Raw genomic sequence first — 9,705 nt, 5'->3', positions numbered from 1 at the left:
CTCGCAGTCCACGCGCGGTGCGCCGATCCTGTCGTCCAGCGTGATGCGCGACTTCGGCGCCCGCGATCACCTGAACTGGGAGCACTTCGCGCTGATACGCCGACGCTGGAAGGGCCGGCTGGTGGTCAAGGGCATTCTCGATGCGCGCGACGCGCTGCAGGCGCGCGATCACGGTGCCGACGGCATCATCGTTTCGAACCACGGTGGCCGGCAGCTAGATGGCGCGGTGTCGCCCATGCAGGTGCTGCCGGAGATCGTGGAGGCGCTGGGCAGCGACTATCCCGTGATGATCGACAGCGGTTTTCGCCGCGGCAACGACGTGCTGCTGGCCTTGGCACTGGGCGCGAAGTTCGTCTTCGTCGGGCGGCCGTTCAACTACGCGGGTGCGGTGGCAGGGCAGGCCGGCATCGAGCACGCGATCGGAATCCTCGCCTCGGAGATCATGCGCAACATGGCGCTGATTGGCGTCCAGAGCCCGGCGGGCGTTTCTCGCCGGAACCTGTTCGGGGGCGCGTAGCGGGCGCTGGGCACCCCTCGCAGCGCCGGTTCGCTACCGCACTTTCGTCGGCCGGCGCTCATCGTCGAGCGCGACGTAGGTCATCCGGCATTCGGTCACCTTCGTCAGTGCGCCGCCGCCGCGTCGTTCGGTCACCGCTTCGATCTGGACCGTGACGGAGGTCGTCCCGATGCTCACGACGGTGGCGAAGAAGGTCACCACTTCCCCCAGAAGAATCGGCTGTGCGAAGACGAGCTTGTCGACGGCAACCAATGCGACCAGTCGGCCGGAGATCCTCATGGGCAGTACGCTGCCGGCAGCATCGAGCTTGCCCATGACCCAGCCGCCGGAAATGAGATTCTCCAGAACCGTGTCCGCCGGCATCGGGATGACGCGAAGGACGACCTCCGGCTCCGCGGACAGCTTCCTCGCCGTATCGTCGGGCTTGTTCATTGGGTGTTCCTTCGCCGAGGCGCTCAGCGCTTGTAGGGAAGCATTGTCGAGAGTGAATCGGCGACCTCCAGCATCGCCTTGGCGATCGCCGTTCCGGTCGGTCCGTTCAGTTGATCCGAGAGGCCCGCCGCAACGAGGGAGTGACTCATGCGCTGACCTTCGTCCAGTACCGGTACGGCGACGATCGTGACGCCGTTGATGTAGTTGCCTCGGTCGATGCTGTAGCCGTTCTTGCGCGCGAGCTCGACCTCTTTCTTCCACACCGCGAACTCGATCGGCTTGTCCCAGCGTACGGTCTTGAAGCGCTTCTGCAACTGCGGCCATGACTCCTGGCCGAATGCCCCCACGAGTCGACCCGTTGCGCTGACCAGGGCGGGGAAACGGCTCCCGATATCCACGTGGAGTCCGAAGGGCGCTTGCGCCCGCGACAGCGCGACGACCGCCATGTGCTCGGCGCCCGCGGTCTCGACCCCCATTGTCGTCACGCCCCATTCTTTCGACAAGTCGTCGAGCATCGGCTGAGCCAGACTGGAGAAGGTGCTGTTCTTCACCACGCTGCGCGCGAGGCTGAGCATGCCGATGCCGAGCGAATAGCGCTTGCTTCCTTCGTCGACCTTCAGCAGTTGCTCATCCACCAGCACTCGAACGATGTGCAGGCAGGTGCTGGGTACCAGGCCGAGGTGTTCCGCGATCGACTTGACGCCCATCGGGGGCGACTCACCCAGAAGTCGAAGGATGGCGATCGAGCGCGTGACTGCAGGAACGGGACGAACGCGACGCGCCTTCGGCGCGGGCTGCGCAGGCGAACGCGACTTTGAAATGTCAGGTGGCATGGAGTTGGGGAGCGTTGGACGCGTTTTACCAGAAACGATGCGTGGGACACGCGAACCGGACGGCATCGCGAAGGGCCTTCACAGCAAGGCCAAGATCCAGTCAAATTGTATTAGGACAATCATAGAGCGTATTTGACAATTTAGATTGTGGCGCGCATAGTTGCATCACTCCGATCCACAACGCAGAGACAACAGACACCATGAGGAAGCTCACAGACTTCAACTCCTACGCGGATGCCCAGCGCCTCTGTTCAACAGACAGGCTGTGGGACCTGTTCGACGGCGACCGTGAATCGCTGAACATCGCGCACGAATGCATCGACCGGCACGTCAGCGGCGCGCGGCAGGCGGTCATCGTTGCGCATGCGGATGGCAGCGAGGAGACATTGACCTTCGCCGAACTCGCCGACGCTTCCTCGCGCTTCGCGAACTACCTCGTTGACAAGGGAATCGAGCGCGGCGATCGCGTGGCCGTGATGCTCGAGCCGTCCCGCGCCTTCTATGTGTCCATCTTTGGCGCCATGAAGGCCGGGGCCGTCGCCGTGCCGCTGTTCACGTTGTTCGGACCCGACGGCATCCGCCTTCGGGTGAACGACTGCAACCCCAAGCTGCTGATCACGAACGCAGAAAAGTCACCGATGGCAAACGGCCTCGAGAACGTCGAGGTCGTCGTCGCCTCGAACCAGTTCCTCGCCGCCCTCGAGGGTTACCCGAGCCGGTTCGAGCCGCAAACCAGGGGCGACGATTTCGCCATCTTCCAGTACACCTCTGGCACCACGCGGGAGCTGCCGGCGGCGGTCCGCCACACGCACAAGTCCATCGTGACGCTGATGCTCGCGGCGCTCTACGGAACGGGCATCCGCCCGGGAGACCGCTTCTTCTGTCCTTCGTCGCCGGCCTGGGGCCACGGGCTCTGGCACGGCACCCTGGCGCCGCTGGCACTGGGCGTGACGATCGGCGCCTACGCCGGGAAGTTCAATGCCGAACGTCTGCTTCAGGCACTGCACAGCGGGCGCTTCAACAACATCTCGGCCGCCGCCACCCACTATCGAATGATGCGTCACTCGGGTGCGGCCGCGAAGTATGAATACTTCCTGGAGAAGCTCTCGTTCACCGGCGAGCCGATCGACAGCGAAACCTCGACCTTCGCCGAGGCGACCTTCGGTCGACCGGTCTGCAGCATGTATGGAACCACCGAGATCGGAGTCATTCTGGTGAACTACCCGGGCGCGGCCGACTTCGTGGTCAAGCCGGGCTCGCTGGGCAAGGCGATTCCGGGCACCCGGGTCGAGGTGCAGGACATCCACGGCGCCCCGTGCGCGCCCGGCGTCACGGGTGAACTGAAGGTCTGGCGCAAGGACGGCTGGGTGCCGACCAAGGACCTCGGCCGCGTCGACGACGACGGCTACTTCCATCACGGCGGACGTGCCGACGACGTGATCATCTCCGCCGGCTGGACGATGAGCGCGGTCGAGATCGAGGACGCGATTCTCAAGCACCCCGATGTGCTCGAGGCCGCTGCGATCGGCGTGCCGGACGAGCTCCGCGGCCAGATCGTGAAGGCATTCGTTGTCTCCGAGCGCACTGGCGACGACGCATTCCTTTCGGAAATACAGGAACTGGTGCGCAACCGCCTCAGCCAGCACGAGTACCCGCGCCAAGTGGCATTCGTCCCGGAGCTCCCCAAGACCCCGGCCGGCAAGGTCCACCGAAAGATTCTCCGTGAGCGAGAGCTTGCGAATTCAACCGCGGCGCTCGCCGCAATCCACTGAAGAAAGCAAAGGAGACAATGATGTCCACGCAGACCGAACGAAGCTTCCCCAAGATTACGGAGAGCGGCCTTGACGAATTGAGGGAGCGCATCGGCAAGCCGATCGGCGCGACGGCAGAGCCGTGGTGCCACGAGGCGACACGCGACAACATCCGGCACTACGCCCACGGCATCGGCGATGACAATCCGCTGTGGTGCGAGCCCGACTACGCGGCGAAGTCCAGGTACGGCGGCATCGTGGCGCTCCCCAGCTTCCTCTTCTCGACCAGCCGGATCGTGTCGGGCTACGTCGGCGGTCTGCCCGGCGTGCACGCGATGTGGTCCGGCTCCGACTGGACCTGGCACAAGCCGGTGCTGCGCAACGACGAGATCACCACGGAGGCCTACCTCAAGGACCTGGTCGAGCACCAGACCAAGTTTGCCGGTCGCGCGGTTCAACAGATCTACCACGTCGACTTCTTCAACCAGACTGGCGACAAGGTTGCCGAGGCCGACAGCTGGTGCTTCCGCACCGAGCGGGACCACGCGCGTGAGCAGGGCACCAAGTACAAGGACGTGCGCGCACGCGAGCCGCGCCGCTATACCCCGGAGGAAATCGGCGAGGCCTTCAAGCTCTATCGCGACGAGCCCGTGCGCGGCGCAACGCCCCGCTACTGGGAAGACGTCAAGGAAGGCGAGTCGCTGCCCGTCATGATGAAGGGTCCGATGACGGTCACCGGCTTCATCGCCTATGCCCAGGGGTGGGGTGGTCTCTACATCCGAGCCAACAAGCTCGCGTGGAAGCTGATCGACGCCCATCCGGGCGTCGGCATCACCAACCGCTTCGGCATCCCTGACGTTCCCGAGCGCGTGCACTGGGAAGAGGATTTCGCACTCGAAGTCGGCGCGCCCGGCGCCTACGACTACGGTCCCGAGCGCACCTCGTGGCTGGCCCACCACCTGACGAACTGGGCCGGCGACGACGGCTTCCTGTCCAAAGCCAGCTGCAAGATTCGCCGCCACAACCCGGAGGGCGACATGCTCTTCATCAAGGGCCACGTGAAGCGCAAGTTCATCGAAGGCGGGCGCCATCTGGTCGAGATCGCGCAGGAAGCGCGCAACCAGGACGACGAACTGTCCGTGGTGGGTTCCGGCATCGTCGAACTGCCCTCACGGTCTTGACCACCCTCGGCGGACTGGACCCTTCGGTTCCGTTCCGCCGAGCCTGAAGACGTGCTCGACCGCCGGGTCGGCACGGTCCTCACCGACTTGCCCCCTTTTTTTCGGCGGAGCCGTATGCGCACCCCTTCGAACCCGAACCCTGAACGGACGAATCAGCCACGAGGCTCATTGGACGGCATCCGCGTGCTCGACCTGTCCCGGGTATTGGCAGGTCCGCTGTGCACGCAGATGCTCGCCGACCACGGCGCCGATGTCCTCAAGATTGAGCCGCCTGCCGGCGACGACACGCGATGGCTGGGCCCGCCGTTCGACGCCACGGGCGACGCGGCATACTTCTCGGCGGTCAATCGCGGCAAGCGCGCGATCGGACTGGATCTTTCCAAGCCCGGGGGCAAGGCCGTCCTCCTTCACCTGCTCGAGCAGGCCGATGTTCTCGTGGAGAACTTCATTCCCGGCACGATGAAGCGATGGGGACTGGATTTCGAGACCAACCTGTCGGTCCGGTTCCCGCGCTTGATCTACTGCAGCATCAGCGGGTTCGGCGCCGATGGGCCGCTGGGCGCGCTGCCCGGCTACGACGCCGTGCTTCAGGCCATGTGCGGACTGATGAGCATCAATGGCGAGGCCGGATCAGGAGCGACTCGCATCGGCGTACCGATCGTCGATCATCTGACCGGATACACCGCGCTGTCCGGGATTCTGATGGCCTTGCATGAGCGCCACCGTACCGGTCGCGGTCAAGCCGTCGAGGCGACGCTTTTCGACGCCGCACTGAGCCTGCTGGTGCCGCATGCGGCCAACTGGCTGAGCTCCGGTGCGACGCCCGAGCTCCTGGGCAGCGCGCATCCCAACATCGCACCCTATGACAAATTCATGTGCGGCGATGGCGAGATCTTCCTCGGCATCCTGAACGACGGGCAGTTCCGCCGGTTCTGCGAATGCGTCGGTCGCCCCGAGTTGGCCACCGACCCTCGGTTCCTCAACAACGCGCTTCGCCTTGCCCACCGGCCCGAGCTGCGAGCTCGGATCGAGGATGCGCTGAGCGCCCGCTCGCGGCAAGTGCTTTGCCAGAAGCTGATGCAGTGTGGTGTCCCGGCTGGTCCGGTGAACACGGTTGCAGAGGCCTTCAGCCAGGACCACACGCTGCACCGGAAGATGGTCGTCGAACGCGCGGGGTACCGGGGCGTCGGGCTGCCGGTTCGATTGTCGCGAAGCCCTGGAGCGCCTAGTTCATCACCGCCGGGCTACGCCCAGCACACGGACGAGGTGATGGCGGAGGCAGGGCTTCCTGCCAGGGAGGTCGCCGCGCTTCGTGACAATGGTGTGCTCCCGGGTCGACCGCAGCGCTAGAAGCCTGATGCACAAGGCTCCGGCCCGAATGAAAAACCAACAAGGAGACAAGATGAAGTACGCAGTGAAGATGGCTCTTCTCGCCGCGGCGGTGGCGTTGACGAGCGCGGCCCGAGCAGACGACTATCCCTCCAAGCCGGTGAGGATCGTGGTCGCGTACCAAGCGGGCCAGGGGACCGACGTGGCGACCCGCTACATCGCAGAGAAGTTGAGCGCGGCAACGGGACAGACGTTCTTCGTCGAGAACCGTGGCGGAGCCGGCGGCAACATCGGGACCGAGTTGGTCGCCCGCGCCGCTCCTGATGGCTATACCTTGACCATGGGGACCAACGGCACGCATGTCCTGAATCAGTTCATGTATGCGTCCATCGGCTTCAATGCCGAAGCGGGCTTTGATCCCATCATCCTCCTCGGGACTTTTCCGATGGTTCTGCTGGCACAGGGGAGTTCGCCGTTCGGCTCGCTCCAGGATGTCCTGAGTGCCTCGAAGTCCGGCCCGAAGTCGGCAGACATCGGCATTCCCAGCACGACTGCGCGGTTGGTATTCGAGTTCCTGAAGGAAAAGACAGGCAGCCCGCTCTTCGGCGTTCCCTACAAGGGGTCCACGGTCGCGTTGACGGACGTGCTGGGTGGACAGGTTCCTCTGATGATTGACACCGTCACGGCAGTGCGCCCGCAGGTCGAGGCCGGCAAACTCAAGGCCCTCGCCGTGACCTCAGTCAAGAGGACCTCGCTGCTTCCGACCATCCCGACGGTGGCCGAGCAAGGCGTGCCGGGCTTCGAAGTCATTGCCTGGAACGCGCTGTACGCGCCGAAGGGAACGCCACCGGCTGTCGTCGCGCGCCTCAACGCCGAGGTGAACAAGATCCTTGCGCAACCCGAGACCAAGGCGCGCTTCCAGGAGCTTGGGTTCGACATTGGCGGTGGTACGCCGGAGGACCTGGGTCACTTTGCGCGTGCGGAGCGCGCCAAGTGGGGTCCGGTTATCCAGAAGGCAGGCCTGCGCGCCGACTAGGGTGATCCGGCTAAGGCGGCGCGCGACGAGCCGGGTCGGACATGCCGCGCGATGACACCGCATTCGCCGGCGTATCGGCCGGCACCCTGTAGGCGGCGTCGATCAGGGCCCCCGACTCGGTGACGAGTCGATGAACTGCGGATCCGATATTCCGGAGCCAGCTCGGCATGGTCAGTCGAGGGTGAGTTTTGCCTTGCGGGTGACTTCGCGCCATCGGGCGATGTCGGCCTCCAGTTCCGATCGGAAGTGGGCGGGTGTGTCGAGAACAGGCTCGACGCCGCGCATCGTCATGGCCTGCCGGGCTGCAGGCGTGTCCATGCTGTCGTGTATCGCCTCGTACAAGCGGTTGGCCAACTGGGCGCTGAGGCCGGGCGGTGCGAATACGCCGAACCAGGTCGTGGCTTCGTAATTGGGCACTCCCGCCTCGCGCAGGGTCGGGATGTCGGTCGCGGCGCCGGACCGCTGGCCACTGGTGACGCCCAGCGCCCTGAGTTGGCCGCTCTGGATGAACGGGAGCGACGAAGGCAAGGTGTCGAAGTAGGCGGCAATGTGGCCGCCGATCAGGTCCGTGATGACCTGGCTGCTGCCCTTGTAGGGGATATGCCGAAGCTGGGTCGCGCCGGTCGATTGCACGAAGAGCTCGGCCGCCATGTGCGTGATGTTGCCCGTGCCCGCCGAGCCGTAGGCCACCGGTTCGCTGCTCGTGTTCAGGTACTTCACGAACTCGGCTACGCTGTTCGCGGGCGTGYGGTTGTTGACCACCAGCACCAGCGGGGTGTAGCCCACCTGGGTGATCGGCGTGAAGTCGCGCAGCGGGTCGTAGGGCAGTTTGGGCATCAGCACCGGGCTGATCGACTGGCTGGCACTGACGCCGAGCAGCAGCGTGTAGCCATCGGCGGGCATCCGCGCCACGTCCGCGGCTGCCAGGGTGCCGTTGACGCCCGGCTTGTTGTCGACGACGACGGTGGTGCCCRGCGCCTGCGCCAGATGCTGTGCCACCTGCCGGGCGACGAAATCGGCCCCGCCCCCCGGCAGGAAGCCCACCAGCAGGCGGATCGGGCGCGCGGGATAGTCCGCGGCGTGGGCCGCGGCTGCAACGCACAGCAGGCATGCAACGAGGACCTTTCGTGCGGCGGGGTGGATCATTACGATTGGCTCCAGTCTCGGGTGATCGGTCGGTTCGGCTCGCGCCTCAGGCTGCATGCCGCACCGCGGCCCAGGCGAAATCGTCGGGTCTGGCCGCGCCGATGACGCCGTGGGCGAGCAGTTCGTCGCATTTCTGCGCTGCCACTCCCGCGGATTTCAGCAGTTCCAGCGTGTGCTCGCCGAGTTCGGGCGGGGGCAGGGTGGCGACCTTGTCGGTCGCCGCGTCCAGCCGCGGGAACTCGGGCACGTCGAATCCAAGTCCGCGGTAGTGAACCCTTCGCAGCTTGCCGGGCTGGCGCGCCTGCGGCGCGTCGAGCACGCGCTCGAGTGGCAGCACCTCCGTGAACCCGACGTCCCCGGCCTTCAAGCGCGCGGTGACCTGGTCGAAGGTGCAGGCGGCCACGGCGGATCTCACGATCTCCTCGACCTGCTCGCGCGCCTTCTTGCGCTGGCGCAGGCTCGCTAGAGAGGTATCGCCGGCCTGCGGCAGCGCCATGGCGCGGCAGAACTTGAGCCAGTGGGCGTCCGTCAGCATCAACAGGTAGATCCAGCGGTCGTCGCGGGTGGCGTAGGCCCCATAGCCCGGCATGCTGAACTCGCCGTTGGGTTCGCGCTCCGGGCGACCCAGCAGTTGCAGCTTCAGTTGCGCACCGGTCAGGTCGCGCGAGGCGACATGGAGGCCGGTCTCGTAGAGACCCACTTCGATCGGCCGCACCGGCTGGCCCGTCTTCGCTTGCAGCATCGAAGCCAGGATGCCGATCACCGCGTAGGCGCCGGCGAACTGGTCATGGTAGGAGGGGCCGAGCCGGCTCGGCCGGCCGTCGATGCGGTTAGATTCCATCACGCCGGAGGAGGCTTCGGCAACCGGGTTCGAGGCCAGATCGTCTTGCTGCGGGCCCGCCGCGTAGCCGCGGATGTGGCAGTACGCCAGGCGGGGGTTCACCGCTTCGCAGTCCGCACGCGTCAGCTTGAGCTTGCGTGCCGCTTTCGGCGCCAGGTTGTGGATGAAGATGTCGGCCGTTGCCAGCAGCTTGCAGAACGCGGCATGGCCTTCCGGGTCGGACAGGTCGATGCAGACGCTCTTCTTGCCGTGGCTGTAGGCGATGAAGGTGCCGCTCGGGCCGCCTCGAACCAGGCTTCTCGTCGGGTCGCCGCGCGGCGGTTCGACCTTGATGACCTCGGCGCCGAGTTCCGAAAGGATGTGCGCGGCGAAAGGTGCGGCGAGCATGGTGCCCAGCTCGATCACACGGCGTCCCGCCAGAACGGATTGCTCCATGGGTGATGTCTCCTGAATAAGAATGCATTTTATATTCTATGAGCAGGCCAGAAAAGCCGAAAACATCAGTTTAACCTGGGGCAAACCCGGATTCTGACCAAAGATGCAACTTATACAATGCATTCTACGAGCTGTGACTCGCCCACCAGACCTCAAGAGCATCCAGGAGACACCGTCATGCGCAGAAGGACATTTCTCTACAGC

Annotated in this window: 9 protein-coding genes; 5 read left to right on the top strand and 4 right to left on the bottom strand. The window is 65.2% G+C overall.

Translation table 11 applies throughout. The features are described from left to right. On the top strand, positions 1-517 hold a 517-nt coding region (locus AC1DY5_RS29260; RefSeq protein WP_478117126.1), incomplete at its 5' end, for an alpha-hydroxy acid oxidase. 33 nt (positions 518-550) lie between these two features. Here AC1DY5_RS29260 and AC1DY5_RS29255 read toward each other — a convergent pair. Beyond that, a complete protein-coding gene (locus tag AC1DY5_RS29255) occupies positions 551-949 on the bottom strand; it encodes an acyl-CoA thioesterase (RefSeq protein WP_478117124.1) in 399 nt (132 codons plus the stop codon). Between the two features lie 23 nt (positions 950-972). Next, positions 973-1,782, bottom strand: a complete 810-nt coding sequence (locus AC1DY5_RS29250; protein ID WP_478117122.1) for an IclR family transcriptional regulator — start codon at positions 1,780-1,782, stop codon at positions 973-975. A 200-nt stretch (positions 1,783-1,982) separates the two neighbouring features. Here AC1DY5_RS29250 and AC1DY5_RS29245 point away from each other — a divergent pair, with 200 nt between their 5' ends. The 4 genes from AC1DY5_RS29245 (at position 1,983) to AC1DY5_RS29230 (ending at position 7,079) form a co-directional block, all read left to right on the top strand. After that, positions 1,983-3,554, top strand: a complete 1,572-nt coding sequence (locus tag AC1DY5_RS29245) for an acetate--CoA ligase (RefSeq protein WP_478117120.1) — start codon at positions 1,983-1,985, stop codon at positions 3,552-3,554. A 20-nt stretch (positions 3,555-3,574) separates the two neighbouring features. Further along, entirely contained in the window at positions 3,575-4,714 is a 1,140-nt protein-coding gene (locus tag AC1DY5_RS29240) for an FAS1-like dehydratase domain-containing protein (protein ID WP_478117118.1), read from the top strand. 177 nt (positions 4,715-4,891) lie between these two features. Beyond that, positions 4,892-6,064 carry a CaiB/BaiF CoA transferase family protein gene (locus AC1DY5_RS29235; protein WP_478117128.1) on the top strand — a complete coding sequence of 391 codons (1,173 nt, stop codon included), beginning with the start codon at positions 4,892-4,894 and terminating at the stop codon, positions 6,062-6,064. Positions 6,065-6,071: 7 nt separating this feature from the next. Further along, the gene (locus AC1DY5_RS29230) at positions 6,072-7,079 is read left to right on the top strand and encodes a Bug family tripartite tricarboxylate transporter substrate binding protein (protein ID WP_478117116.1); all 1,008 of its coding nucleotides are present in this window, start codon (positions 6,072-6,074) and stop codon (positions 7,077-7,079) included. Between the two features lie 171 nt (positions 7,080-7,250). Here the strand turns inward: AC1DY5_RS29230 and AC1DY5_RS29225 are convergent, their stop codons facing one another. Both AC1DY5_RS29225 and AC1DY5_RS29220 read right to left on the bottom strand, forming a co-directional pair. Beyond that, on the bottom strand, positions 7,251-8,225 hold the full coding sequence (locus tag AC1DY5_RS29225) for a Bug family tripartite tricarboxylate transporter substrate binding protein (RefSeq protein ID WP_478117114.1): 975 nt from the start codon (positions 8,223-8,225) through the stop codon (positions 7,251-7,253). 46 nt (positions 8,226-8,271) lie between these two features. After that, on the bottom strand, positions 8,272-9,501 hold the full coding sequence (locus AC1DY5_RS29220; protein WP_478117112.1) for a CaiB/BaiF CoA transferase family protein: 1,230 nt from the start codon (positions 9,499-9,501) through the stop codon (positions 8,272-8,274). Positions 9,502-9,705 lie beyond the last annotated feature (204 nt).

The organism is Variovorax sp. P4_D9 (assembly GCF_056401695.1).
The sequence above is the reverse complement of the archived record's forward strand: the minus strand, read 5'-3'. Positions and strand labels throughout refer to the sequence as shown.

What these genes read in the sequence shown, in the direction of transcription:
- AC1DY5_RS29255 (WP_478117124.1), bottom strand. Translation starts at nt 949, where the DNA reads ATGAACAAGCCCGACGATACGGCGAGGAAGCTGTCCGCGGAGCCGGAG.
- AC1DY5_RS29250 (WP_478117122.1), bottom strand. Translation starts at nt 1,782, where the DNA reads ATGCCACCTGACATTTCAAAGTCGCGTTCGCCTGCGCAGCCCGCGCCG.
- AC1DY5_RS29245 (WP_478117120.1), top strand. Translation starts at nt 1,983, where the DNA reads ATGAGGAAGCTCACAGACTTCAACTCCTACGCGGATGCCCAGCGCCTC.
- AC1DY5_RS29240 (WP_478117118.1), top strand. Translation starts at nt 3,575, where the DNA reads ATGTCCACGCAGACCGAACGAAGCTTCCCCAAGATTACGGAGAGCGGC.
- AC1DY5_RS29230 (WP_478117116.1), top strand. Translation starts at nt 6,072, where the DNA reads ATGCACAAGGCTCCGGCCCGAATGAAAAACCAACAAGGAGACAAGATG.
- AC1DY5_RS29220 (WP_478117112.1), bottom strand. Translation starts at nt 9,501, where the DNA reads ATGGAGCAATCCGTTCTGGCGGGACGCCGTGTGATCGAGCTGGGCACC.